The following is a 22,748-nucleotide window of genomic DNA, read 5'->3' as shown; positions in this document are numbered from 1 at the left end:
TTTTTCGATAAGAAGGCACACGAGCCGGTTTCGTGCGCCGGCTGGGAACTTGGCAGTACCCGGGAATTTGGCAGCACCTGACCGGAGTGGACAGGGGCGGGAGTTTCATGGCCAGGACCGATATCGCAAGACGCGTCTACAATCACGCCTGGAAACTCGATCCGATCATCCGCAGCCTGATCGATACCGATTTCTACAAGCTTTTGATGCTGCAGATGATCTGGAAGCTCTATCCGGGCGTGAACGCTTCCTTCACCCTGATTAACCGCACCAAGCGGGTGCGTCTGGCCGAAGAACTCGATGAAGGCGAATTGCGCGAGCAGCTCGATCATGCCCGCACGCTGAGGCTCTCCAAGAAGGAGATGATCTGGCTTGCGGGTAACAGCTTCTATGGTCGCGCGCAGATCTTTGAACCGGAATTCCTCGCTTGGCTTTCCAATTTCCAGCTGCCCGAATACGAGCTGTCGAAGAAGGACGGGCAATATGTGCTGGATTTCCACGGATCGTGGAAGGAAACCACCATGTGGGAAATCCCGGCGCTCGCCATCGTCAACGAGCTTAGGTCGCGCTCGGCGATGAAGGCGCTCGGTCCCTTCACTCTCGATGTGCTCTATGCCCGCGCCAAGGCGAAGATGTGGTCGAAGGTCGAACGGCTGAAGGAACTGCCGGGCCTGCGCATCTCCGATTTCGGCACCCGCCGCCGTCACAGTTTCCTCTGGCAGCGCTGGTGCGTCGAGGCGCTGAAGGAAGGCATCGGCCCGGCCTTTGCCGGTACCAGCAACGTATTGCTGGCGATGGATTCCGATCTTGAGGCCGTCGGCACCAATGCTCACGAGCTACCGATGGTCGCCGCCGCCCTGGCCGAAACCGACGAGCAGTTGCGCAACGCGCCCTACAAGATCCTGCGCGACTGGAACAAACTCTATGGCGGCAACCTTCTGATCGTCCTGCCGGATGCCTTCGGCACCGCCGCCTTCCTGCGCGACGCGCCGGAATGGGTCGCCGACTGGACCGGTTTCCGCCCGGACAGTGCCCCGCCGATCGAAGGCGGCGAGAAGATTATCGACTGGTGGAAAAAGATGGGCCGCGATCCGCGCCAGAAGCTGCTGATCTTCTCCGACGGTCTCGACGTCGACGCTATCATCGATACCTACCGGCATTTCGAAGGCCGCGTGCGCATGAGCTTCGGCTGGGGCACGAACCTGACGAATGATTTTTCCGGCTGCGCGCCGATCGAGATCTCCGGCCTCAACCCGATCTCCATCGTCTGCAAGGTCAGCGACGCCAACGGCCGTCCGGCGGTGAAACTCTCCGACAACCCGCAGAAGGCGACCGGCGAACCGGCCGAGGTCGAACGCTACCTGAAATTCTTCGGCGCCGAGGACAGGGTCGATCAGACCGTTCTGGTGTAGGTCTGGGCCAATGTGCCGCCATCCCGGGGCATATTGATGTGCCCCGCCATCGCATCCTCGATCGACCAACCGAAGCGCCAGGCGTCGAACATCGAGTACCATTCCTGGAAGTCGGTGATCGGCAGGATATCCGGCTTCGACATCGGATTGTCGGCTAGGCTGCGGCCACGGGCACGGTCCCGTGCGCCACGCTCCTGCATCTCAAGCAGCTTCTCGAACATCATCACTCTCGTCTTTATCCGGCTTTATGCAATCATGCTAATAAAGCATTGTCGAGTCCGGATGCGATATCTCGAGTTTTTCACAGGATTAGCCCCAATTCGCTAGCGCGGTGGGATGATGGGGACCCAAACTGGCGCGGGATCATACGATCTCAAGCAAACAAGCGGGGCATGTGGCGTTCGAAAACGATATGCATTTCGGCATGGCGCTCCACGAGCGTCCCGTGACGGGGAGGCTCGGCTTCCTGGCTGGGGTTCGCCGCCGAGCCTCCCGGCTGGCCGACCTTTAACGCCGGCAGCGCCGACACGTTGCCGCTTTCCGACCGCGGCGATCCAACCCAGATGATATCGAAGGCTAACAGCCGGTCAATATCCACCGGCCGCGTCCCGATTCCACGCAACCCCGCAATGCGTGCTGTCGCTATCCGCGCGGGTTTTCAGGCTGCCAATCTGCGAAACCGGGTTCTGATCCGGTCGAGATAATAATGGCCGGGAGACGGCGCCACCGTCATCGCGTGGGCTTCCGAGGAGGGAACGCCTTGGAACAGACGTTCCTCGCCATTCTTGAAACAAATCCTGAGCCGTCCGTCTTCCTGGCTGAAATAGACGGATTTGATGATCTTCGACTTTACCGAAAGTTCTTCCATCTGTTTTACCTCTGTTTTTGAGTTTGGCTGAACCTAAACCCAAACGTGCAAAGACGCGGTGAAGCCGCATGGTAAAAATTCAGGAATCTTTCGACGTTTTAAACCTCGTAGCGTCATCGGAGCGACGGGTCGAGAGCCTCGAACGTACGTTTGCGAGCGGCGCATTTCGTCGCTCCGTCTCGCACGCGTCCGCCGCAGCAAAGGCCTGTTTCCGCTATTTGGTCGGGAACTCGAAATAAGTTCAAGCCCGATCAGATTTCGCCAATCCGGCAGAGAAGGCCGTCAGCAACGCCTTTCCCTGGCCCCAGTCCTCAAGACCGCTTTGCCCGTTGATATGGCCGAAAGGACCAATCGCGACAAGGCCGCTGCCCCACAGATCCGCGCGCGCATGGGCATGGTCGAGCGTGCCGAAGGGATCATCGGCGCTTGCGATAATCAGAGTGGGGAAGCGTATTTTTTGCGACGGCGGATCGGCGAATCCGGCCGCCTCCTCAGGGAATGACGCGGACTGCGGATCCGGGACTGCCACAAGAAACGCTCCGGCAACGGCAAGCGAAGAAACCTGCTGCCAATGAGCAACCAGCAGACAGGCAAGGCTATGCGCGACCAGCAGGGGAGGGGTCGCCGATGCGCCAACGGCGCGCTCCAGAGCTGAAATCCAGTCCGCCAAGTCGGGCTTTTCCCAATTAGCCGGTTGGAAACGCCGCATGTCCGGGTTCGACCTTTCCCAACGTGTTTGCCAATGAGTCTCACCCGAACCGCCAATTCCCGGCAATATGATGATGTCCTTCATGTCTTTTCCTTTGATCATCCGCGCAGGTGAAAATGATGCATTTTCTTTTGCTTCGGAATGAATGATCATCGGAAAACCACGCCGTTCTCCGATGATTTTAAGGTGATCCCATGGCTTTTCAGGAAAACAATCGGGTATTGCTCGATCCGACCGATATCGCCATCATCGAAGCGATGCAGGAAAATGGACGCATTGCGATCTCCGAACTCGGTCGGCGGGTCGGGCTCTCTCAGCCGGCAGCATCGGAACGCGTCAAGCGGCTGGAAGACCGCGGCATCATTGTCGGTTACACCGCCCGGATAGACCCGACCGCTTTGGGAATTGGAATGACGGCTGTGCTTCGCTTGCGCACGACGCATGAGCATATCAAACCCTGTCTGAAACAGTTCGCGCAGATGCCGCAAGTCATGGAAGTATTGCGCCTCACCGGAGAGGACTGTTTTCTCTTGAAGGTGCTGGTCCCGTCGCCGGGAGAGCTGGAAACGATCGTTGACACGATCGCGCGATTTGGGGCTGTGACGACATCTCTGGTGTTGCGCAGCGAGAACCCGAAGCAGATCGGACGCGCCCTGCTGCAGCGCCCTTGAGAATAACAAAGCTTCCGCGTCCCGCGCGAAATGCGGTTTGAATCAATATTGAAAATGAGGGTATGGCGGACAGGGTGGGATTCGAACCCACGGTACGCTTTCACGTACACACGCGTTCCAGGCGTGCGCCTTAAACCACTCGGCCACCTGTCCATTGTTGGCGTTCGCGCCTAGGATAGGAGCAAATCGTCGGAACGGCGCGATATATACCGATGAATTTTTGTCGATCAACCGAAATCTAACAGTTTTTTGACTTCTTCAGATAAAACTCGCCTCGGCCCCTCCATTGTGCTTCACCTCATCGATGACTATGTAATTCTCAAGGTGGAGAATGGCGCGGCCGGCCGGAATTGTCCGGCATATCGAGCGTCGGAGGAATTGATGCGTTTCCTGTTGCGTCTGGCGAGTCTTGTCGCGCTTGCGGCGGCCGTGATTGCCGGGACCATCGATTCGATCCAATCGGTTGCGGCGTCTTCCGTGGTAATGACGCCGATCTCCGATGCCTGGCAGGATGTCAGCCCGACAACCCTGACGTCGCTGCAATCCTCCCTTTCCTATTATATCCACCCGCGTTTCTACACCTTCATCTTCCAGTGGCTGATGCTCCAGCCGGCCTTTGCCGTTTTCCTGGTGATCGCGCTGCTTCTGTGGATGATCGGCTACAAGAAGCCGCCGGTGGCGGGTCGCTTCACCGCATAGCAAGGTGGTTCCGCCAACACGATCCGGCGAGAAATCCGGGTGGGCATCGTCCGCTCTTCTATCTCGGTATTTGCCGCCGAATTGGCTAGAAAATCCGCATTTTGAGGCAAGGAATGTCCAAAAATCAGCCCCGAAGAGCTGATTTTCGGCAATCGCTGCAAATCTTTACCAGCTGAAAAATTTCTGGTGAATTTTTCCGTGAGCCATGCAAGGATGCGCGCAGCCAGGCCTCCGGGGGGAGGTCGGTGGTTCCGCAGACATGCCCGAAAAGGGCTTGCGGGAGGACCCCTAACGAATAGCAACAACAGGGCTGCACAATGAAAAAATCCCTTCTCACTCTCTTTGCCGTGGCTGCCATGTCGACGACGGCGCTTGCCGCCGATGTCAAGCCGGCGTTGGTTTACGGCACCGGCGGGAAGTTCGATAAGTCCTTCAACGAGGCGGCCTATAACGGTGCCGAGAAGTTCAAGGCCGAGACCGGCATTGCCTATCGCGACTTCGAGCCGACGGGCGACACCCAGGGCGAACAGGCCATCCGCAACTTCGCAAGCCGTGGTTTCAATCCGGTGGTTGCAGTTTCCTTCGCCTGGACCTCGGCCATCGAGAAGGTTGCAGCCGAATTCCCGGATACCAAGTTCATCATCGTTGACTCCGTCGTCGACAAGCCGAACGTCCGCTCGGTTGTCTACAAGGAAGAAGAAGGCTCCTACCTCGTCGGCGTTCTCGCCGGCATGGCGTCGAAGTCAGGCAAGGTCGGTTTCGTCGGCGGCATGGACATTCCGCTGATCCGCAAGTTCGAATGCGGCTACGAGCAGGGCGCACGCTCCGTCAAGGCCGATATCGAAGTCTTCCAGAACATGACTGGCACGACGGGCGCGGCCTGGAACGACCCGGTCCGCGGCGGCGAGCTCACCAAGAACCAGATCGACCAGGGCGCTGACGTCGTCTATGCGGCAGCCGGTGCCACCGGTCTCGGCGTTCTGCAGACGGCCGCCGACAACAAGAAGCTGTCGATCGGCGTCGACTCCAACCAGAATTATCTGCATCCGGGCTCGGTCCTGACCTCGATGGTTAAGCGCGTCGACCTCGCCGTCTACAACGCCTATAACGACACCAAGAACGACAAGTTCACCGGCGGCGTCCAGGCGCTCGGCGTCAAGGAAGAGGGTGTTGGCGCCGCGATCGATGAGCACAACAAGTCGCTGATCACGCCGGAAATGCAGGCTGCCGTCGACAAAGCCAGGGCCGACATCATCGCGGGAACCGTCAAGGTTCACGATTACACCTCGGACAATGCTTGCCCGAAGTGATCCGCGCCCGAATGTGATCGACGATTGAGATCGGGCGTATGGCGGAGGGGATTTTCGCCATACGCCCTTTTCTTATTTGGAGCCTGCAGTGACAGATAAGCCCGCTATCGAGCTTGTCGGCATCGACAAGAAGTTCGGTGCCGTCCACGCCAACAAGGACATCAACCTTACCGTTGCCAGGGGGACGATCCACGGCATCATCGGCGAAAACGGCGCCGGTAAATCGACCCTGATGTCGATCATCTATGGTTTCTACCATGCCGACAGCGGCGAGATCCGCGTCAACGGCAATCCCGTCACCATCCGTGACAGCCAGGCGGCGATCGCCACCGGCATCGGCATGGTGCACCAGCATTTCATGCTGGTCGATAATTTCACGGTGCTCGAAAACATCATGCTTGGCGCCGAAGCCGGCATGCTGTTGGCGAGGGGCGTCGCCTCGGCGCGCGCCGAGCTCAAGCGACTGGAAACGGAATATGGTCTGGAGGTCGATCCCGACGCGCTGATCGAGGAGCTTCCGGTCGGCCTGCAGCAGCGTGTCGAGATCCTGAAAGCCATGTATCGCGGTGCCGAGATCCTGATCCTCGACGAGCCCACAGGCGTTTTGACCCCGGCAGAGGCCGATCACCTCTTCCGCATCCTCAAGGTGCTGCGCGATCAGGGCAAGACGATCATCCTCATCACCCACAAGCTGCGCGAGATCATGGCGATCACCGATACGGTCTCGGTCATGCGTCGCGGCGAAATGGTCGCGACCCGCAAGACCGCGGAGACGACGGTGGAGGAGCTCGCCGAACTGATGGTCGGCCGCCGGGTGCTGCTGCGTGTGCAGAAGGGCGAGGCGAACCCCGGGGCCGCCGTGCTGTCCGTCCGCAACCTGACGGTCAAGGACAATCGCGGCGTCACCATGGTCGACAACGTCTCTTTCGACGTGCGCGCCGGCGAGATCGTCGGCATTGCCGGCGTCGCCGGCAATGGCCAGTCCGAATTGCTGGAGGCGATTGCCGGCATCCGCAAGCCGACCTCCGGCGAAATCCTGCTCGACGGCCAGACGATCGACAAGGCCGATCCGGCCCGCCTGCGTGATCTCGGCCTCGCTCATATTCCCGAGGACCGCCACCATATGGGCCTGGTGCTGAAATTCGAGGAATACGAAAATTCCGTGCTCGGCTATCACCGCCGGCCGGGCTATAGCCGCGGCCCATTTCTCGATCTCGAAGCTATCCGCAAGGATGCAATGGAGATGATCGAGAAATACGACATCCGCCCGCCGAACCCGCGGCTGAAGACGGCGAATTTCTCCGGCGGCAACCAGCAGAAGATCGTCGTCGCTCGCGAGATCGAACGCGATCCGAAGATGCTGATCATCGGCCAGCCGACACGTGGCGTCGATATCGGCGCCATCGAATTCATCCACCGCCGGATCATCGAGATGCGCGACGCGGGCAAGGCAATCCTTCTCGTCTCCGTCGAACTCGATGAGATCCGCTCTCTTTCAGACCGTATCCTTGTCATGTTTGCCGGCCATGTCGTCGGCGAGAAGACGCCCGATGCCGGTGAACAGACCCTCGGCCTGATGATGGCCGGCATTGCCGCATGAGGCCTTTATGAGCACTGCTTCCGTTCCGCTACCAAATTGGATCAATTACGGCCTCATCCCGATTTTGAACCTCGTCGTCGCCTTCCTGATCTCCGGCTTCGTCGTCTGGCTGATCGGCGAGAGCCCGCTCGATGCACTGTCGCTGCTGATCCAGGGCGCGCTCGGCAATGGCGAAGGCATCGGCTTCACGCTGTATTACGCGACGAGCTTCATCTTCACCGGCCTCTCCGTCGCGGTGGCGATCCATGCCGGCCTTTTCAACATCGGCTCGGAAGGCCAGGCCTATGTCGGCGGCCTCGGCTGCGCGCTGGTGGCGCTGGCGCTCGATCGCTACGTGCCGTGGTATGTGACGATGCCGATCGCCGTCGTCGGCGCCGGCCTGTTCGGCGCAGCCTGGGCCTTCATCCCGGCATTCCTGCAGGCAAAACGCGGTAGCCACATCGTCATCACGACGATCATGTTCAATTATATCGGCGCAGCGCTCATGGTGTATCTCCTGGTGCATGTGCTGATCGTACCAGGCAAGATGGCGCCGGAAACCCGCACCTTCCTGGAAGGCGGCCAATTGCCGAAGCTCGGCTGGGTCATGCAGCTGTTCGGCGCCAAGCTGGGGGCCGCCCCATTCAACGTCTCCTTCATCATTGCACTCGTCGTCAGCTACCTCGTCTGGTTGCTCGTCTGGCGCACCAAGCTCGGCTTCGAGATGCGCACACTGGGCGTCAGCCGGACGGCGGCGGACTATTTCGGCATTCCCTATGCGCGCACGGTGATCATCGCCATGCTGCTCTCCGGCGCGCTCGCCGGCATGATGGCGCTGAACCCGGTCATGGGGTCGTCGGCCCGCCTGCAGGTGGAATTCGTCGGCGGTGCCGGCTTCGTCGGCATCGCCGTCTCGCTGATGGGCCGCAACCATCCGCTCGGCATCATCGTGGCGGCGATCCTCTTCGGTATTCTCTACCAGGGCGGCGACTGGATTTCCTTCGAAATGCCGAACATCACCCGCGAGATGATCCTCGTCATCCAGGGTCTGGTGATCCTCTTTGCCGGCGCGCTGGAATATATGTTCCGGCCGGCGATGGTGCGCCTCTACCAACAGTTCAAGCGCGGTTAAGGAGCGGGCGATGGATTATTATGACATCTTCATCAGCGTTCTGAGCTCGACCATCCGCCTGTCGATCCCGCTGATCTTCACCGCCCTTGCCGGTCTGTTTTCGGAACGTGCCGGCATCTTCGATATCGGTCTCGAGGGCAAGATGCTGGGATCGGCCTTTGCCGCCGCCTGCGTTGCCTATCTTACCGATTCGGCCTGGCTCGGCCTCGGTGCAGGCATCCTCTGCTCGGTGGCGCTGAGCCTGGTGCACGGTTTCGCCTCGATCACCAATCGCGGCAACCAGATTGTGTCAGGCGTCGCCATCAACTTCTTCATCGCCGGAATCACCATCGTGCTCGGCCAAGCCTGGTTCGGCCAGGGCGGACGCACGCCGCAGCTGTCGCCGGAATCGCGCTTCGCGCCGATCATCCTGCCAGCCGCCGATGCCGCCCGCGAGATACCGATCATCGGCCCGATCTATGCCAATGTCATATCGGGCAACAATGTCCTCACCTATCTCGCCTTTCTCGCCGTGCCGTTTTCCTGGTGGGTGCTCTACCGCACACGCTTCGGCCTGCGGCTGCGCGCCGTCGGTGAAAACCCGGGCGCGGTCGATACTGCCGGCATTTCGGTTGCCTGGCTGCGTTACCGCGCCGTCATGTGCGCCGGCATTCTCTGCGGCTTTGCCGGCACCTATCTGGCGATTGCCCAGTCCGCCGCCTTCATCAAGGACATGTCGGCCGGCAAGGGCTACATCGCGCTTGCCGCTCTGGTCTTTGCCAAGTGGAAGCCGGTGCCCGTCATGTTTGCCTGCCTGCTCTTCGGCTTCCTTGATGCGCTGGCAAATTTCATGCAGGGAAAGCAGGTGCCGCTGATCGGCGAAGTGCCGGTTCAGGTCTTCCAGGCGCTGCCCTATGTTCTAACCTGCGTCCTGCTTGCCGGCTTCATCGGCGTTGCGACCCCGCCGAAAGCCGGCGGCGTGCCTTATACGAAGGAGCGTTAATATGTCTCACGACCTGTTCGAAGCCGCCCGCGGCGCCATGGCTTTTGCGCATGCGCCCTATTCGAAATTCCCGGTCGGTGCGGCGATCCGCGCCGAGGACGGTAAGGTCTATACCGGCGCCAACATCGAAAATCTCTCCTTTCCGCAAGGATGGTGTGCCGAGCCGACGGCGATCGGCGCCATGATCATGGGCGGCGCAAAGACGATCGTCGAAATGGCCGTCATTGCCGAAAAACTGCCGCTCTGCCCGCCCTGCGGCGGCTGCCGTCAGAAGATCTCCGAATTTGCCTCCAAGGAGACGAAGATCTACCTCTGCGATGAGGCGGGCGTGAAGAAGACCATGACGATGGAAGAGCTTCTTCCCTTCAGCTTCGAAACGGAACTCGGATGAAGGCGACGGTCAGCCTGCTCGCCGCATTGCTCGGGGGCATCAAGCCGCGCCACGGCATCATCCTCGGCTCCGGTCTCGGCTCCCTTGTCGGTGAGCTCGATGGCGCCGTGCGTGTTCCCTATCGCGACCTGCCGGGCTTTCCCGTCAGCGCCGTCTCCGGCCATGCCGGCGAAGTCGTCGCCGGCCGCCTCGGCGGCGTGCCCGTTATCATGCTCTCCGGCCGCGTGCATTATTACGAGAAGGGCGATGCCAACGCCATGCGCCTGCCGATCGAGGTGCTGAAGGCGCTCGGCGTCGAAGCGCTGATCCTGACCAATTCGGCGGGATCGCTGCGTGACGACATGCCGCCCGGTTCGGTGATGCAGATCACCGATCACATCAACTATTCCGGCATGAACCCGCTGATCGGCGAGGAAAGCGATCACCGTTTCGTCGGCATGACCAATGCCTATGATGCGGGCCTTGCCGCGGCGATGCAGAGGGCAGCGGCAAAGCTTGAAATCGAGCTGGCGAAGGGTGTCTATATGTGGTTCTCCGGTCCAAGCTTCGAAACCCCGGCCGAAATCCGCATGGCGCGCATCCTCGGCGCCGATGCCGTCGGCATGTCGACGGTGCCCGAGGTGATCATCGCAAGAATGCTGGGCCTGAGGGTTGCAGCCGCCTCCGTTATCACCAACTATGGAGCAGGCATGACCGGCAACGAACTCAGCCATGAAGAAACCAAGGACATGGCGCCCATCGGCGGCGCCCGTCTCGCCGCCATCTTGAAAGACATGATTGCGGCTGGAACAGGATGATTTTGGGCCGGGTCGGCCTAAAATCTGAATCCTGTTCTAAGTTAAATAGTTAAAGCATGATGTCGTCTGAAAACCGCCCACACTTTTCGACATCATGCTCGAGAGGAAGCGAAGATGAATAGCCATTCCAACCGGGAGACTGCGGCTGTCGCCCTTTCCCTTCTCGATCTCACCAATTTGAAGGACGATTGCACCGAGGCGCAGATCGAGATGCTCTGCGCCCGTGCACAGACGCCCTACGGCAACAGCGCTGCGATCTGCATCTGGCCGCGGTTCGTCGCCCAGGCGCGCAACATCCTCGGCACCGGCCATGCCGTGCGCATCGCGACCGTCGTCAACTTCCCCTCGGGCGATATGGAAGTGGCCGATGTCGCCGCCGAAGCGCGTGAGGCAATTGCCGATGGCGCCGATGAGATCGATCTGGTCATCCCCTACCGCAAGCTGCTCGCCGGCAATGAGAAGGCGGTGACCGACATGGTCAAGGCCGTGCGCGCCGAATGCACCGGCTCCGTCCTGCTGAAAGTCATCATCGAGGCCGGCGAGTTGAAGGATGCGGCATTGATCCGCCATGCCTCTGAACTCGCCATTGAGGCCGGCGCAGATTTCATCAAGACCTCCACCGGCAAGGTCGCCGTCAACGCGACGCTCGAAGCCGCCGACATCATGATCCGCGCCATCCGTGAGAGCGGCCGCAAGGTCGGCTTCAAGCCGGCCGGCGGCATCGGCTCGGTGGCGGATGCCGCACTCTATTTGAGCCTTGCCGAAACCATCATGACGCCGGACTGGGCGATGCCGTCGACGTTCCGCTTCGGCGCTTCCGGCCTGCTCGACGATATCCTGGCGGTTCTGAGCGGAACACAGTCGGCACCGGCTGCAGCATCGAGCTATTGAAATGATCCCGCAGGAGATCATCCGGCGCAAGCGCGATGGCGACGAACTCGACGCCGCCGATATCAGCTCCTTCATCGCTGCGTTGGCTGCCGGCCAATTGTCGGAAGGCCAGATCGGCGCGTTCGCCATGGCCGTCTGGTTCAAGGGCATGTCGCGGGCCGAAATCGTGGCCCTGACGCTGGCGATGGCCGATTCCGGCGACAGGCTGCAATGGGCCGATATCGACCGCCCGATCGCCGACAAACATTCGACCGGCGGCGTCGGCGACAATGTTTCGCTGATGCTGGCGCCGATCGCTGCTGCCTGCGGCCTTGCCGTTCCGATGATCTCCGGGCGCGGCCTCGGCCACACCGGCGGCACGCTGGATAAGCTCGAATCCATTCCCGGCTATATGATTTCCCCGGATGCGGATCTGTTCCACAAGGTCGTGAAGGAGGCGGGATGCGCCATCATCGGTCAGACCGGGACCTTGGCGCCCGCCGACGGCAGGCTCTATGCCGTGCGCGACGTGACCGCCACTGTCGATTCCATCCCCCTCATCACCGCTTCTATCCTCTCGAAGAAACTTGCGGCCGGGCTCGAGACGCTGGTGCTCGACGTCAAGGTCGGCAACGGCGCTTTCATGGCCGACCGCGGCCAGGCGGAGATCCTCGCGCAGTCGCTGGTCGAGGTGGCCAATGGCGCAGGCGTGAAGACCTCGGCCCTGATCACCGACATGAACCAGCCGCTTGCCGATAGTGCCGGCAATGCCGTCGAGCTGCGCAATTGCCTGGATTTCCTGGCGGGTAGAAAAAAGGACACGCGGCTTGAGACCGTCGTTCTCGCCTTCGCCGCCGAAATGCTGGTGAAATCCGGCATTGCCGCTTCGTCTGATGAAGCCGAGACGATGGCGCGTCGAGCTCTGGCATCGGGAAAGGCGGCAGAGGTCTTCGCGCGCATGGTGTCGATGCTCGGCGGCCCGGCCGATCTCATCGAAAACCCCGACCAATATCTGGCCAGGGCACCTGTGGAAAAACCTGTCCCGGCCCCCCGGTCCGGCTGGCTTGCCGCCTGCGATGCGCGCGGTATCGGCGTCAGTGTCATCGACCTCGGCGGCGGAAGACGCCATCCGGCGGACCGGATCGACCATCGCGTCGGCTTTTCCGAACTCCTGCCGCTCGGCACCCGCGTAAACGCAGGTGAACCGATCGCTCTCGTTCACGCCGCTGACGACACCGCGGCGGAGAGGGCGGCGACAGCACTTGCCACGCACTACCGCATCACCCACGACAAGCCGGAGTTGACACCGGTGATTGCGGGGCTGGTCTAAAACGGTTTACTGCTTGAGGCTGAGCGAACCGTCGGCGACGGAATAGGAGGCGAGCTTCTGTAGGAAGCTCATGCCGACCAGCGTCGTCGTCAGCGCATCGTCCCTCAGGACGAAGGCTTCGACATCGCGGACGCGAATACCGCCGATTTCGACCCGGTCGAGTGTCACATGCGCGGCCTTCGTCTGGCCGTTCGCGGTGTTCACCCCATAGCGGAAATCGAGCTGGTTGGCCGTGAAGCCCAGTCGGCGGGCGAGAGTCTCGTTGAGCGCCACATAGGTGGCGCCGGTATCGATCAGGCCCTGCACCGGCTTGCCGTTGATCTTGAAGCTGCCGGTATAATGGCCCTGCGCATCGGCCTGCAGGCGGATCGCATTGCTGCTGGATACGGGCGCGGGGACTGCGGGCTCATTGCTTTCGGTCGATACGTAATTGGCGGAGAGAGTGTCAGCGGGTTGCTGGCTGGTGCTTCCGAAGAAGGAAGGCACCTGTGTGGCGAGCACCGCGGCGATGCTGGCGAATAGGACGGTACGCACGAGCATGAAACAGAAATCCTTCCTGTATAAACCCCGCTTCATGCGGGGCCTCATGCTTCAGGCTTCCTAAACCTCAAGTGCTGACAAGTTGCTAAGATCGACGACAATAGGCCAGGATCGAACCACCGGGCCTTAAAGTCTTTCCATTTGGTAAAGGAAGGCTGAAATTACTTGGTGCCGTACATGCGGTCGCCGGCATCGCCGAGGCCGGGCATGATGTAGCCCTTCTCGTTGAGATGACTGTCGATCGATGCGGTGAAAACCGGAACATCGGGATGCGCGGCGCGGAAGTTGCGGATGCCTTCCGGGGCGGCAAGCAGGCAGAGGAAGCGGATATTGTGGGCGCCGCGTTCCTTGAGTTTGTCGATCGCCGCGATCGAGGAATTGCCGGTCGCAAGCATCGGGTCGACGACGATGATCAGGCGCTCGGCCACGTCCTCCGGCGCCTTGAAATAATATTCGACCGGCTGCAGCGTCTCGTGGTCGCGGTAGACGCCGATATGTGAGACTCGGGCGGAAGGCACGAGATCGAGCATGCCTTCGAGCAGCCCGTTGCCGGCGCGCAGGATCGAGGCGAAGACCAGCTTCTTGCCCTCGAGGATCGGCGACTCCATCGTCTGCAGCGGCGTCTCGATCGTTTCCATCGTCAATTCGAGATCGCGGGTCACCTCGTAGCAGAGCAGGGTCGAGATTTCGCGCAGCAAGCGCCGGAAACTTCCCGTCGATGTCTCCTTGCGCCGCATGATGGTGAGCTTGTGCTGCACAAGCGGATGATCGATGACCGTGACGCCGTCCATGGGGAAGCCTTTCATTCTTTCTATCGGATGTTTCTTTCACGGAAATCGGCCCGACCGCAAGAGTGGCGGTCAATTTGCGTCGATCTTCCCCAGTCTCTCTAGTCTTCTAAAGCCGGGCGAGCAAGACCTTCCGCGTCTCCTCGTCGACGAAGGCCGCCTCGATCGCCGTGCGCGTCATGGCGTCGATCTCCGCGTCGCCGAAGCCGAAAGCCCCGGCGGCAAGCTCGTATTCTCGCTTGAGTGAGGTATGGAAGAAAGGCGGATCGTCTGAGCTGATCGTCACCCGCACGCCTGCTTCCTTCAGATGGCGCAGCGGATGGGAGGCGAAATCGGGAAAGACCCCGAGCGCGATATTGGAGCCTGGGCAGATCTCGAGCACGGTGCCGAGATCGGCAAGCCGCTTCACCAGATCGAGATCCTCGATGGCGCGCACCCCATGGCCGATGCGCGAGGGGCGCACCGCGTCGAGCGCGTCGGCGACGCTGAAGGCGCCACAAACCTCGCCGGCATGGATGGTCAGTCCGAGGCCGGCATCGCGGGCGATATCGAAGGCTCTGATATAATCGGCGACGCGCCCCATGCGTTCCTCGCCGGCAAGGTTGAAGCCGGTAATCAAGGGATTGCCGGCCTTTGCCGCATATTCGGCAGCACCGATCACACTCTCCGGACCGAAATGCCGCTCGCCGGTGACGATCAGCCGAGCCTCGATGCCGCTCTTTTCCTTGGCCCGCCGGATGCCTTCGCAGATACCTGATATATAGGCATCGGCGCCCAGCCCGATGCGCTTGCCGTGATCGGGCGAAACGATGAGCTCACTGTAGATCGTATTGATGCCGGCCAGTTCGTCGAGATAGGTTTCGGTCAGAAGCGCATAGTCCTCCTCGGTCTTGTAGACCTCGGAAACCTTGTCGTAACATTCGAGGAAGCTTGCGAAGTCATGCCAGACATAGGCTCCGTCGCGAAGCGCGGCGCTGATGTCGACGCCGTATTTCCGCGCCTGCGCCGCGGTCAGAGCTGGAGGGGCCGCACCCTCCAGATGGCAGTGCAGTTCGACCTTCTTCAAATGCGATGTCACAGAAAACTCCTTCCGTGCGGTCCGGCCGGGATGCCGAGATGCCGGGCGATGCTCTCGCCGATATCGGCATAGCTGCGGCGCACGCCGATCGAACGCGACCGGATGCTGGGGCCGTAGGCGATAACAGGCACGCGCTCGCGCGTATGGTCCGTGCCGCGCCAGGTCGGATCGCAGCCATGATCGGCGGTGAGCACGACGAGATCGCCGGGCTTCAGTTTCTTGTGGACTTCGGGCAAGCGCGCATCGAAGGCTTCGAGTGCCGCGGCATAACCCGGCACATCGCGGCGATGGCCGTAGATCATGTCGAAATCGACGAAATTGGTGAAGACGAGATCGCCATCCTCAGCCTCGTCGATCGCCGAAAGCGACGCATCCATCAGCGCCTCGTTGCCGTTCGCCTTGATGACCCTGGAAATGCCCTGATGCGCAAAGATGTCGCCGATCTTTCCCACAGCATGCACGTGCCGTCCGTGCTCGATAAGACGGTCGAGCAGCGTCGGTTCCGGCGGCAGCACGGAAAAGTCGCGCCGGTTTCCGGTGCGCTGGAAGGAAGAGGTAGACTGGCCGACAAAGGGCCGGGCAATGACTCGGCCAATATTGTAGGGATCGAGCAGTCCCCGGGCCAAACGGCAGAAGGCGAGCAGACGATCGAGGCCGAAATGCACCTCGTGCGCCGCGACCTGGAAGACCGAATCCGAGGAGGTGTAGCAGATCGGCTTGCCGGTGCGGATATGCTCCTCGCCGAGCCGGGCGATGATCTCCGTTCCCGAGGCATGGCAGTTGCCGAGGATGCCGGGCACATCAGCCTCCCTGCACAATGTCTCGATGAATTCCTGAGGAAAGGCGTCGCCCTCTGTCGGGAAATAACCCCAATCGAAACTGACAGGTGTCCCCGCGATCTCCCAATGACCTGATGGCGTATCCTTGCCACGGGAGATTTCAGTGGCGGCGCCATAAATACCGTAGACCTTCTCCGGGACGGGCATGCCGGCCGGAAACCGGCCGGAAGCGGACCGGGCGATATGCATCAGCCCGAGTTCCGACATGTTGGGCAGGGAAAGCGGCCCTTCGCGCAATCCGGCGCGGTCCCCGGCTCCGGCTGCGCAAAACTCGGCGATATGGCCGAGCGTATCAGCGCCTTCGTCGCCATAGGCCGCCGCATCCGGCGCTCCGCCAATGCCGAAGGAATCCAGAACGAAAAGAAAGGCACGCGCCATTTTACACCCGAGAAAGCCGATCGCCGGCCTCTGGAATGTCGGAGGCGGCTGAGATCCAGCCATATAATGCCGCGGCCGGCTTGGCAAATTACTGCGCCGCGCGTCTTTTTCAGACGACGCCGTAACACTTTGAATTGCTGAATAACCCCTCAATCGATTTCGATTTAGGAGTTATTCAGCAGACAAGAGCGGGAAGGGGCCGTCAGCAGTCGCCGCAGGGAATCGAGTCGCCTTGCCGCTGGCGGTAGAAATAACTGCGCCCGATGGTGATCGTGCGCATGCCGTCCGGCATGAAGTTCGGGGCAAACAGGAACATCGTATAGGGGATGCTGAGCTCGGTGCGGACAAGGAAGCTGTTCGCCGTCTTCATGTCCGATGGCACGTTGCTCACTGTGGCGTTCTTGGCATAGGGCACCGTCCCGTCCTGCGCCCAGGACCAGAGCACCTTGGCATTGGCGCCGGCATCGATGGTAACCCCGGTGATCTTCAGCGTCAGCGACGTCGAATTGTAGGGCACGAAGATCGCCGTTGCGACCGACGGCATCTGCGCGAGCGCGCTCTTCGTGACGGATTGCTGCTGGGTGATGAGGTCGGCCACCGTTCCTGCGGCGCGTGTCACGCGCTTGCTGACGCTGAGGCCGATCGTGATCTCGAAGGCACCAATATAGAGCATGATGAGCACGGGAAAGAGGATCGCGAATTCGATCGCTCCGGCGCCCTTGCGGTCTCGGATGAGTCGCCGCGCCGTCAGGACCAATCTGGTGAACGGGTTGCGCAACGCCATTATGGATACTGCTCGTTCTGGAAGGCCGCGGTCGCGACGATCAGATATTGGCTCGGCATCGAACCGTCGGAGGGACGTATCGTGGTGATATAGGGCCGGACCAGATCCGTGATGATTTCCCAGCGGTAATAGGCGCGGACCATGTTGATCGTGCCGGCGCCGCCCGGCGCATATTTAAAGGCCGCTGTATTGATGTCGGCATATTTGTCGGTGGAAAGTTTGGGGATCGTCGTCGGAATGGCCGAAAACGCGCTGAACGTCTGCACATCCAGGTAGAGCTTGCTTGGAGTGGCGACTTCGCTCGCCGAGCAGCGGATCAGGATCGAGATCTCGTCGCAGAAAGCCTGGCGGAATTGCGCCCGGTTCATATCGGTCGTGCGGCCGAGATTGTAGGTGATCTGCCCGGTTCGCATCCGGCGGCTCATCGAGTCAACGCCGTTGGAGACGAGTTCCTCGGCGGCGAAGGCGACGAAAGTTTCGAGGATTGCGAAAATCACCAGGAAATAGGGAATGGCAAGCAGGGCGAATTCGATCGCCGCAGCACCCTCGCGCGAGCGGGCGAGAGCGCGAAACCGTAAGAAACGGAATGGCGTAAAGGCGCGCCCCTTATCCGTCTTCTGATCAATTACCGTCATTGCCTGGACCTAAGCGACATTCTTCGTCCGTCACACTAGGATCCGTTCGTTGATTTTCCGTTTCAGCCTGACACGACGATTTTAACGAATGGTCGAGAAAGCTCCGAGATATGCTCAGGGTGAGGCGGTCGCGGTGGCTGCTTGCTGCGCATGCTGCTCGCAATTCGGCGTACAGGACAGCACGGAGCGCTCGGTCTGCCGGTAGACACGCACCGTATTGCCTTCGTCGATCGACACCAGGATGCGCTCGTCGAGGATCGCATTGCCGTCGGCATCGAGAAGCACCAGATTGGTGGTGCCGAAACTGCGGCCTGTCAGTACGATGGTCTTGGCGTCGGCGACCGTCGCATCGGCGACCTTGGCATTGCCGACGATCACCTTGCTGACGGGACGATCGAGCTTCAGCACGCGCGCGTGATCCATGTAGACGCGCAGCATGTCGTCGTCTGCGGCCGCGGAAACTCCCGAAACACCGAAAGCGGCGATCATGCCGGCAAAGAAAATGGTTTTGCCGCTTGATGACATTTGGTCCTCTTTCACGATCACAGCGCAATATGCACATAGAATGGAAAAAAATGGTGAACGAAGCCTTAAGCCCGCCGCTCTGTTCCAGGATGAAGCGTAATGCTCCAATTCGGCACGATTTCAGGACGACGCACGCTTCGGTTGGAGGCGGAATTTGTGCTATTTCCGGATGAATGCAGCAGTTATTCCAAGAATATTGTTAAATATTGAGGTAAGTGCGTAAGAAAATACTGACTCTACAAAGGCCTATTGTCTCATTCACATGTCGTTAACTCTTTTCCTTAAGCCGATGGAAACGGCCATTCGCTAGGTTGCAGTCATCCGATCAACGGCAAACAGTTGGCGGACGTGCTGAACATCAACTGGAGTTAGGAGTTACCATGACCAAGCTTTTTAGCCGTTTTCTGAAGGACAAATCCGGCGCGACCGCAATCGAATACGGCCTGATTGCCGCTCTCATTTCCGTAGCGCTCATCACCGGCGCAACAACCCTCGGCACCAAGATCGGCGACACGTTCAACAACTTGAGCGACCGGATGGATGACGCCGCCACCCACGCTGCTGGCACCACCACCACCACTCCGTCTCCGTAAGATAGGGTGTCGCTAAGCGGCGTCTGGAAAACGCCGGCCGGATTTGCTCCGGCCAGCTATTGAGCGGGCTCACAGGCTGAACGGCCGTGAGCCTTTTCGCATCAAGTCACAATCGGGTATACGCATGATCGCAGCTGCAGTCTTCGTAATACTGCCACTCTGCCTCGCCATCGCGGCTGTCTCGGATCTGTTCACCATGACGATCCCGAACCGCGTTTCCCTGATCCTTGTTGTCTCTTTCCTCCTGCTTGCGCCGCTCTCCGGCCTGAGCCTGGAGGCGATCGGCATGCATCTTGTTGCTGCCGCCATCGTCTTTGGCGCCTGCTTTGCCCTTTTTGCCTTCAATGTGATGGGCGGCGGCGACGCCAAGCTGCTGAGCGCTACCGCGCTCTGGTTCGGTCTGAACCAATCCCTTGCATTCCTGATGACCGACGTCGCAGCGGTCGGCGGCCTCATCACCTTGTTGATCCTGCTGGTGAGAACGCAAACGAACACGATCCTCGCCATCGGGCTGCCGGTGCCGAGCTCTTTGCTGCTCGCCAAGAAGATCCCCTATGGCATCGCGATCGCGATCGGCGGTTTCATGGCCTTCCCTTCCTCGCCGCTTTTTCTCGTCGCGCTGGAAAGCCTGAAATAACGGCATTTTAAATGCCCGTTAACTTAAAATGTAAGCGTTCTATTAACCATAATTACACCAATTGCTGAGCATTCTACAGGGCGAACATATCGTGCCCTGAGGAATGATCGATGAAACCGGCCCGCCTTATAATCCTAGCTGTCGCCGTGGTGGCAGCCGGCCTCGCCGGCCTCCTGGCAATGCGCATGGCGGGCAGTGGCGGTGTCGTCACCCAGGTCCGCTCGGTGGTCGAGAAGGAACCGACCGTCAACGTCCTCGTTTCAAGCGCCAATCTGCCGGTCGGCGCAAGGCTGGACGACAAATTGGTGCACTGGATGGCCTGGCCGCAGGGCGGCGTCGTCCAGGGCCTCATCACCGAAGCCGACAAGCCGGATGCGATCAAGGATCTGCAGGGCGCCGTCGTGCGTCTGCCGATCTTCGAGGGCGAACCGATCCGGCCGGAAAAGATCGCCGATTCCAGCAGCCGCATCCTCTCCTCGCTGTTGCCGGCCGGCAAGCGTGCCGTCGCGACCGAGATATCGGTGGCAACAGGTGCCGGCGGTTTCATCCTGCCGAATGACCGCGTCGATGTCATCATGGTCCGCAAGGGCACCGAAGCCGCCAAGCTCATTACCGAAACCGTGCTGAGCAATGTTCGCGTTCTCGCCATCGACCAACAGATCCAGGAAAAGGACGACGGCTCGAAATCGGTGGTCGGCACGACCGCGACGCTCGAGCTCACCCCTGATCAAACGAAGGTTCTCGCTGTCGCCCAGCAGATGGCGGACCGGCTGTCGCTCGCGCTGCGCTCGGTCGCCGATGCGCAGGAGCAGGATACAAGTGCCGCCGACTATCTGCTGAGCGGTGACAACGGCAGTGCGATCATCCAGGTCATCAAATCGGGCGCCATCGTCACGGATGCCAGCGCAGCACCGAAGGCGGAGTAAGAGAACGTGCAAATGGGCAATTCAACGCGGCGCGCCGGACCTCTCCTGACAGGCTGCCTTTGGCTGGCAATCGGCGTCTCCGGTATCGTTCCGACCTCTTTCTCCCCGCTTCTCGGCGCAGGCGAGGCGCACGCCGATTCCGATAGCCTGGTCCGGATCTCTCAGACTGGCCCCAATGCCCATCGCCGATTGAAGCTCGGGCTCAACAAGGCCGTCGTCGTCGATCTGCCGGACGACGCGCACGATATCCTCGTCTCCGATCCGACCATGGCCGATGCCGTGACCCGTACCTCGCGGCGCATCTACCTGTTCGGCAAGAAGGTCGGCCAGACCAATATCTTCGTCTTCGGTGCCGGTGGACAGGAGATCGTCAATCTCGACATCGAGATCGAACGCGACGTCTCCGGCCTCGAAGTCAATCTCCGCCGCTTCATTCCGGACTCCAACATCAAGGTCGAAATCGTCTCCGATAACATCGTGCTGACCGGCACCGTGCGCACGCCGCAGGACGCCACGCAGGCGGCCGATCTGGCGCAGGTTTTCCTGAAGGGCGGCGAGGCGACGACCAGAACCGAGACCGCATCCGGCACCGGTGGCGATAGCTCGGTGGCGCTCTTTGCCGAAAACCGTCAGGCCTCGCAGGTCGTCAATCTTCTCCAGATCGAGGGCGAGGACCAGGTCACTCTCAAGGTGACGATCGCCGAGGTCCGCCGCGAAGTGCTGAAGCAGCTTGGCTTCGACAACCTCGTTTCCAATTCCTCCGGCATAACGGTCGCCCAACTCGGCAGTCCCGGCACTGACAGTGCCACATCGACGGTTGGCGGCGGCCTGGCGGCGCTCTTCAAGAGCTCGATCGGCAAATACGACATTTCGACGTATCTCAACGCGCTGGAGCAGGCCAAGGTCGTCAAGACGCTCGCCGAGCCGACGCTCACGGCGATATCGGGTCAGGCCGCGACCTTCAATTCCGGCGGCCAGCAGCTCTATTCGACGACCGACAGCAACGGCAACGTCACTGTCGTGCCGTTTAACTACGGTATCAACCTCGCCTTCAAGCCGGTCGTGCTGTCATCGGGACGCATCAGCCTGCAGATCAAGACCAATGTCTCCGAACCGGTGGCCGGCAGCGGCAACGCCACCTATCAGCGCCGTTCGGCGGAGACCTCGGTGGAGCTGCCCTCGGGCGGTTCGATCGCGCTCGCCGGCCTGATCCGCGACAACATTTCCCAGACGATGGGCGGCACGCCCGGCGTCTCGAAGATCCCATTGCTCGGCACGCTCTTCCGCCAAAAGGGTTTCGAGCGTCAGGAAACCGAACTCGTCATCATCGCAACGCCCTATCTCGTGCGTCCGGTGGCGCGCAATCAGCTCAACCGGCCGGACGACAATTTCAGCCCTGAGAATGACGGTGCGACCTTCTTCCTCAACCGTGTCAACAAGGTCTATGGCCGCCGGGAGGCGCCCGTCGCCGACGCGCAGTTCCACGGCTCGATCGGGTTCATCTACAAATGAGCGGGACACGATCGGCAGCAATGGCAGAAAACAGAGATCAGGCGATGGCCCACATGAATTCGACGACACCCCGCTTCGGAATCTCGAAGGCGTTTTTTGCGACGGCTGCCATTTCGATGGCCGTCCTTTCCGGATGCGCCGGCCCGCACGACCAACTGACGACCGGCGGCATTCCGGACGATTACCGCGCCCGCCACCCGATCATCGTGACGGAGGCGGAGCAAACGGTTGATATACCCGTCGCCTCCACCGATCGCCGCCTGACCATCGCCCAGCGCGATCTTATCCGCGGTTTTGCCGCAAACTACATCTCGCGCGCCTCAGGCCCTGTTTACGTGCTGTCGCCGCAAGGCTCGCCCAATTCGGCAGCAGCCTATCAACTGCGCAATCAGGTCCGTGCCGAGCTGGCGTCGCGGGGGATCGCAAGCTCGAAAATCGTCAACACCTCCTATGCCGCGGCCGGCCCCGGTGATGCGGCGCCGATCCGGCTGAGCTTTACCGGCACCACCGCGGTCACCACGCAATGCGGCCAGTGGCCGAAGGACATCTCGAACGATTTGAGCAACCAGAATTACTATAATTTCGGCTGCGCCTCGCAGAACAATCTGGCCGCCCAGATCGCCAATCCTGAGGATCTGGTGGCACCCCGCGGCATGACCCCGATCGACGCGCAGCGGCGCAACAATGCCATCCAGGAATACCGGACGACGACATCGACGATCGAAGATGTTGCCGACAGCAACAGCGGCTTCTGAGGCGGAAC

Annotated in this window: 27 protein-coding genes and 1 tRNA gene; 16 read left to right on the top strand and 12 right to left on the bottom strand. The window is 60.6% G+C overall.

The features are described from left to right. The first annotated feature begins 107 nt into the window (after positions 1 to 107). Positions 108 to 1,412, top strand: coding sequence for a nicotinate phosphoribosyltransferase (gene pncB / locus ACS4RR_RS01630; protein ID WP_260109803.1), 1,305 nt, complete (start codon positions 108 to 110; stop codon positions 1,410 to 1,412). Here the strand turns inward: pncB and ACS4RR_RS01625 are convergent. The 4 genes from ACS4RR_RS01625 to ACS4RR_RS01610 form a co-directional block, all read right to left on the bottom strand. Next, positions 1,394 to 1,633, bottom strand: a complete 240-nt coding sequence (locus ACS4RR_RS01625; protein ID WP_017966522.1) for a CrpP-related protein — start codon at positions 1,631 to 1,633, stop codon at positions 1,394 to 1,396. The genes pncB and ACS4RR_RS01625 overlap by 19 nt on opposite strands. 152 nt (positions 1,634 to 1,785) lie before the next feature. Then, positions 1,786 to 2,010 (bottom strand): hypothetical protein, encoded by a 225-nt coding sequence (locus ACS4RR_RS01620; protein WP_456189617.1) that lies wholly within the window; start codon positions 2,008 to 2,010, stop codon positions 1,786 to 1,788. 60 nt (positions 2,011 to 2,070) lie between these two features. After that, positions 2,071 to 2,280 carry a KTSC domain-containing protein gene (locus ACS4RR_RS01615; protein WP_170280170.1) on the bottom strand — a complete coding sequence of 70 codons (210 nt, stop codon included), beginning with the start codon at positions 2,278 to 2,280 and terminating at the stop codon, positions 2,071 to 2,073. A 241-nt stretch (positions 2,281 to 2,521) separates the two neighbouring features. Continuing rightward, positions 2,522 to 3,142: an RBBP9/YdeN family alpha/beta hydrolase gene (locus tag ACS4RR_RS01610; protein WP_260109804.1), complete on the bottom strand. Its 621-nt coding sequence runs from the start codon at positions 3,140 to 3,142 to the stop codon at positions 2,522 to 2,524. A gap of 41 nt (positions 3,143 to 3,183) precedes the next feature. Here ACS4RR_RS01610 and ACS4RR_RS01605 point away from each other — a divergent pair, with 41 nt between their 5' ends. After that, a complete protein-coding gene (locus tag ACS4RR_RS01605; RefSeq protein WP_260297520.1) occupies positions 3,184 to 3,660 on the top strand; it encodes an Lrp/AsnC family transcriptional regulator in 477 nt (158 codons plus the stop codon). Positions 3,661 to 3,723: 63 nt separating this feature from the next. Here ACS4RR_RS01605 and ACS4RR_RS01600 read toward each other — a convergent pair. Then, positions 3,724 to 3,813 (bottom strand) — tRNA-Ser (locus tag ACS4RR_RS01600). A gap of 228 nt (positions 3,814 to 4,041) precedes the next feature. Here ACS4RR_RS01600 and ACS4RR_RS01595 point away from each other — a divergent pair. The 9 genes from ACS4RR_RS01595 to deoA all read left to right on the top strand — a co-directional run bounded on the left by ACS4RR_RS01595 (position 4,042) and on the right by deoA (position 12,750). Next, on the top strand, positions 4,042 to 4,359 hold the full coding sequence (locus ACS4RR_RS01595) for a hypothetical protein (RefSeq protein ID WP_018070333.1): 318 nt from the start codon (positions 4,042 to 4,044) through the stop codon (positions 4,357 to 4,359). Between the two features lie 317 nt (positions 4,360 to 4,676). After that, a complete protein-coding gene (locus ACS4RR_RS01590; RefSeq protein ID WP_064247499.1) occupies positions 4,677 to 5,669 on the top strand; it encodes a BMP family lipoprotein in 993 nt (330 codons plus the stop codon). Positions 5,670 to 5,757: 88 nt separating this feature from the next. Next, entirely contained in the window at positions 5,758 to 7,269 is a 1,512-nt protein-coding gene (locus ACS4RR_RS01585) for an ABC transporter ATP-binding protein (protein WP_260109806.1), read from the top strand. A gap of 7 nt (positions 7,270 to 7,276) precedes the next feature. Then, positions 7,277 to 8,380 carry an ABC transporter permease gene (locus ACS4RR_RS01580; RefSeq protein ID WP_260109807.1) on the top strand — a complete coding sequence of 368 codons (1,104 nt, stop codon included), beginning with the start codon at positions 7,277 to 7,279 and terminating at the stop codon, positions 8,378 to 8,380. A gap of 10 nt (positions 8,381 to 8,390) precedes the next feature. Beyond that, positions 8,391 to 9,362, top strand: a complete 972-nt coding sequence (locus ACS4RR_RS01575; RefSeq protein ID WP_260109808.1) for an ABC transporter permease — start codon at positions 8,391 to 8,393, stop codon at positions 9,360 to 9,362. Between the two features lies 1 nt (position 9,363). Then, positions 9,364 to 9,753 carry a cytidine deaminase gene (locus ACS4RR_RS01570; protein WP_162115540.1) on the top strand — a complete coding sequence of 130 codons (390 nt, stop codon included), beginning with the start codon at positions 9,364 to 9,366 and terminating at the stop codon, positions 9,751 to 9,753. Next, positions 9,750 to 10,550 (top strand): purine-nucleoside phosphorylase, encoded by an 801-nt coding sequence (locus tag ACS4RR_RS01565; RefSeq protein WP_456189616.1) that lies wholly within the window; start codon positions 9,750 to 9,752, stop codon positions 10,548 to 10,550. The genes ACS4RR_RS01570 and ACS4RR_RS01565 overlap by 4 nt, the downstream gene beginning before the upstream one ends. Positions 10,551 to 10,664: 114 nt before the next feature. Then, positions 10,665 to 11,441, top strand: a complete 777-nt coding sequence (deoC, locus tag ACS4RR_RS01560) for a deoxyribose-phosphate aldolase (RefSeq protein WP_260109810.1) — start codon at positions 10,665 to 10,667, stop codon at positions 11,439 to 11,441. A 1-nt stretch (position 11,442) separates the two neighbouring features. Further along, entirely contained in the window at positions 11,443 to 12,750 is a 1,308-nt protein-coding gene (deoA, locus tag ACS4RR_RS01555; RefSeq protein WP_260109811.1) for a thymidine phosphorylase, read from the top strand. 6 nt (positions 12,751 to 12,756) lie between these two features. Here deoA and ACS4RR_RS01550 read toward each other — a convergent pair whose 3' ends face one another. The 7 genes from ACS4RR_RS01550 to ACS4RR_RS01520 form a co-directional block, all read right to left on the bottom strand. Beyond that, entirely contained in the window at positions 12,757 to 13,326 is a 570-nt protein-coding gene (locus tag ACS4RR_RS01550) for a TIGR02281 family clan AA aspartic protease (RefSeq protein WP_260109812.1), read from the bottom strand. Between the two features lie 125 nt (positions 13,327 to 13,451). Next, positions 13,452 to 14,081, bottom strand: a complete 630-nt coding sequence (gene upp, locus ACS4RR_RS01545; RefSeq protein ID WP_003544477.1) for a uracil phosphoribosyltransferase — start codon at positions 14,079 to 14,081, stop codon at positions 13,452 to 13,454. A gap of 106 nt (positions 14,082 to 14,187) precedes the next feature. Beyond that, positions 14,188 to 15,156 (bottom strand): adenosine deaminase, encoded by a 969-nt coding sequence (locus ACS4RR_RS01540; protein ID WP_260109813.1) that lies wholly within the window; start codon positions 15,154 to 15,156, stop codon positions 14,188 to 14,190. Next, positions 15,153 to 16,373, bottom strand: coding sequence for a phosphopentomutase (locus ACS4RR_RS01535; protein WP_222292119.1), 1,221 nt, complete (start codon positions 16,371 to 16,373; stop codon positions 15,153 to 15,155). The genes ACS4RR_RS01540 and ACS4RR_RS01535 overlap by 4 nt, the downstream gene beginning before the upstream one ends. Before the next feature lie 202 nt (positions 16,374 to 16,575). After that, positions 16,576 to 17,157, bottom strand: a complete 582-nt coding sequence (locus ACS4RR_RS01530) for a TadE/TadG family type IV pilus assembly protein (protein WP_260109814.1) — start codon at positions 17,155 to 17,157, stop codon at positions 16,576 to 16,578. Continuing rightward, a complete protein-coding gene (locus ACS4RR_RS01525) occupies positions 17,157 to 17,792 on the bottom strand; it encodes a TadE/TadG family type IV pilus assembly protein (protein ID WP_260109815.1) in 636 nt (211 codons plus the stop codon). The genes ACS4RR_RS01530 and ACS4RR_RS01525 overlap by 1 nt, the downstream gene beginning before the upstream one ends. 114 nt (positions 17,793 to 17,906) lie before the next feature. Continuing rightward, positions 17,907 to 18,317 carry a pilus assembly protein N-terminal domain-containing protein gene (locus ACS4RR_RS01520; protein WP_017966539.1) on the bottom strand — a complete coding sequence of 137 codons (411 nt, stop codon included), beginning with the start codon at positions 18,315 to 18,317 and terminating at the stop codon, positions 17,907 to 17,909. Positions 18,318 to 18,697: 380 nt separating this feature from the next. Between ACS4RR_RS01520 and ACS4RR_RS01515 the strand changes: the two genes are divergently transcribed. The 5 genes from ACS4RR_RS01515 to ACS4RR_RS01495 all read left to right on the top strand — a co-directional run bounded on the left by ACS4RR_RS01515 (position 18,698) and on the right by ACS4RR_RS01495 (position 22,740). Then, positions 18,698 to 18,910, top strand: coding sequence for a Flp family type IVb pilin (locus ACS4RR_RS01515; RefSeq protein ID WP_456189615.1), 213 nt, complete (start codon positions 18,698 to 18,700; stop codon positions 18,908 to 18,910). Between the two features lie 124 nt (positions 18,911 to 19,034). Continuing rightward, complete coding sequence (locus ACS4RR_RS01510; RefSeq protein WP_260109817.1) at positions 19,035 to 19,547, top strand: A24 family peptidase; 513 nt, start codon at positions 19,035 to 19,037, stop codon at positions 19,545 to 19,547. A gap of 110 nt (positions 19,548 to 19,657) precedes the next feature. Beyond that, a complete protein-coding gene (gene cpaB / locus ACS4RR_RS01505) occupies positions 19,658 to 20,473 on the top strand; it encodes a Flp pilus assembly protein CpaB (protein ID WP_222248561.1) in 816 nt (271 codons plus the stop codon). Positions 20,474 to 20,485: 12 nt separating this feature from the next. Next, the gene (locus ACS4RR_RS01500; RefSeq protein WP_260109818.1) at positions 20,486 to 21,985 is read left to right on the top strand and encodes a type II and III secretion system protein family protein; all 1,500 of its coding nucleotides are present in this window, start codon (positions 20,486 to 20,488) and stop codon (positions 21,983 to 21,985) included. Then, entirely contained in the window at positions 21,982 to 22,740 is a 759-nt protein-coding gene (locus ACS4RR_RS01495) for a CpaD family pilus assembly protein (RefSeq protein ID WP_456189614.1), read from the top strand. Before ACS4RR_RS01500 ends, ACS4RR_RS01495 begins: the two co-directional genes overlap by 4 nt. Positions 22,741 to 22,748 lie beyond the last annotated feature (8 nt).

Origin of the sequence: Rhizobium zaerense, from assembly GCF_051810725.1 — a bacterium.
In the GTDB taxonomy this organism is placed as follows: domain Bacteria; phylum Pseudomonadota; class Alphaproteobacteria; order Rhizobiales; family Rhizobiaceae; genus Rhizobium; species Rhizobium leguminosarum_I.
The sequence above is the reverse complement of the archived record's forward strand: the minus strand, read 5'-3'. Positions and strand labels throughout refer to the sequence as shown.

What these genes read in the sequence shown, in the direction of transcription:
- pncB (WP_260109803.1), top strand. Translation starts at nt 108, where the DNA reads ATGGCCAGGACCGATATCGCAAGACGCGTCTACAATCACGCCTGGAAA.
- ACS4RR_RS01625 (WP_017966522.1), bottom strand. Translation starts at nt 1,633, where the DNA reads ATGTTCGAGAAGCTGCTTGAGATGCAGGAGCGTGGCGCACGGGACCGT.
- ACS4RR_RS01615 (WP_170280170.1), bottom strand. Translation starts at nt 2,280, where the DNA reads ATGGAAGAACTTTCGGTAAAGTCGAAGATCATCAAATCCGTCTATTTC.
- ACS4RR_RS01610 (WP_260109804.1), bottom strand. Translation starts at nt 3,142, where the DNA reads ATGATCATTCATTCCGAAGCAAAAGAAAATGCATCATTTTCACCTGCG.
- ACS4RR_RS01605 (WP_260297520.1), top strand. Translation starts at nt 3,184, where the DNA reads ATGGCTTTTCAGGAAAACAATCGGGTATTGCTCGATCCGACCGATATC.
- ACS4RR_RS01595 (WP_018070333.1), top strand. Translation starts at nt 4,042, where the DNA reads ATGCGTTTCCTGTTGCGTCTGGCGAGTCTTGTCGCGCTTGCGGCGGCC.
- ACS4RR_RS01590 (WP_064247499.1), top strand. Translation starts at nt 4,677, where the DNA reads ATGAAAAAATCCCTTCTCACTCTCTTTGCCGTGGCTGCCATGTCGACG.
- ACS4RR_RS01580 (WP_260109807.1), top strand. Translation starts at nt 7,277, where the DNA reads ATGAGCACTGCTTCCGTTCCGCTACCAAATTGGATCAATTACGGCCTC.
- ACS4RR_RS01575 (WP_260109808.1), top strand. Translation starts at nt 8,391, where the DNA reads ATGGATTATTATGACATCTTCATCAGCGTTCTGAGCTCGACCATCCGC.
- ACS4RR_RS01570 (WP_162115540.1), top strand. Translation starts at nt 9,364, where the DNA reads ATGTCTCACGACCTGTTCGAAGCCGCCCGCGGCGCCATGGCTTTTGCG.
- ACS4RR_RS01565 (WP_456189616.1), top strand. Translation starts at nt 9,750, where the DNA reads ATGAAGGCGACGGTCAGCCTGCTCGCCGCATTGCTCGGGGGCATCAAG.
- deoC (WP_260109810.1), top strand. Translation starts at nt 10,665, where the DNA reads ATGAATAGCCATTCCAACCGGGAGACTGCGGCTGTCGCCCTTTCCCTT.
- deoA (WP_260109811.1), top strand. Translation starts at nt 11,443, where the DNA reads ATGATCCCGCAGGAGATCATCCGGCGCAAGCGCGATGGCGACGAACTC.
- ACS4RR_RS01550 (WP_260109812.1), bottom strand. Translation starts at nt 13,326, where the DNA reads ATGAAGCGGGGTTTATACAGGAAGGATTTCTGTTTCATGCTCGTGCGT.
- upp (WP_003544477.1), bottom strand. Translation starts at nt 14,081, where the DNA reads ATGGACGGCGTCACGGTCATCGATCATCCGCTTGTGCAGCACAAGCTC.
- ACS4RR_RS01535 (WP_222292119.1), bottom strand. Translation starts at nt 16,373, where the DNA reads ATGGCGCGTGCCTTTCTTTTCGTTCTGGATTCCTTCGGCATTGGCGGA.
- ACS4RR_RS01530 (WP_260109814.1), bottom strand. Translation starts at nt 17,157, where the DNA reads ATGGCGTTGCGCAACCCGTTCACCAGATTGGTCCTGACGGCGCGGCGA.
- ACS4RR_RS01525 (WP_260109815.1), bottom strand. Translation starts at nt 17,792, where the DNA reads ATGACGGTAATTGATCAGAAGACGGATAAGGGGCGCGCCTTTACGCCA.
- ACS4RR_RS01520 (WP_017966539.1), bottom strand. Translation starts at nt 18,317, where the DNA reads ATGTCATCAAGCGGCAAAACCATTTTCTTTGCCGGCATGATCGCCGCT.
- ACS4RR_RS01515 (WP_456189615.1), top strand. Translation starts at nt 18,698, where the DNA reads ATGACCAAGCTTTTTAGCCGTTTTCTGAAGGACAAATCCGGCGCGACC.
- ACS4RR_RS01510 (WP_260109817.1), top strand. Translation starts at nt 19,035, where the DNA reads ATGATCGCAGCTGCAGTCTTCGTAATACTGCCACTCTGCCTCGCCATC.
- cpaB (WP_222248561.1), top strand. Translation starts at nt 19,658, where the DNA reads ATGAAACCGGCCCGCCTTATAATCCTAGCTGTCGCCGTGGTGGCAGCC.
- ACS4RR_RS01500 (WP_260109818.1), top strand. Translation starts at nt 20,486, where the DNA reads ATGGGCAATTCAACGCGGCGCGCCGGACCTCTCCTGACAGGCTGCCTT.
- ACS4RR_RS01495 (WP_456189614.1), top strand. Translation starts at nt 21,982, where the DNA reads ATGAGCGGGACACGATCGGCAGCAATGGCAGAAAACAGAGATCAGGCG.